1 pseudogene is annotated in these 266 nt (G+C 70.7%); it reads left to right on the forward strand.

The window, feature by feature from the left end:
• Window positions 1–266 (forward strand): annotated as a pseudogene (locus tag EOD29_RS32360) (DUF4126 domain-containing protein); the annotation flags it as partial.

The following is a 266-nucleotide window of genomic DNA, read 5'->3' on the forward strand; positions in this document are numbered from 1 at the left end:
GCCGTCCACGCCGTCGCGCAAGGTGCCGATGCAGTTCGGTGCCCGCATCGTTTCAGGCGCCCTGGCAGGGGCGACGATCGGCGCCGCCAGCAGCCTGCCCTTCGGCGGCCTGATCGCCGGGGTGATCGGCGCCGTCATCGGCACATATGGCGGCGCTGCCGCCCGTAGCCGGCTTGCCGCCTCGTTTGGCAAGGACCTGCCGGCTGCTCTCATCGAAGACGCCGTCGCCGTCATCGGCGCGGTATTGATCGTGGCGGCCGTGTCAT

This window comes from Mesorhizobium sp. M1A.T.Ca.IN.004.03.1.1 (assembly GCF_003997555.1).
In the GTDB taxonomy this organism is placed as follows: domain Bacteria; phylum Pseudomonadota; class Alphaproteobacteria; order Rhizobiales; family Rhizobiaceae; genus Mesorhizobium.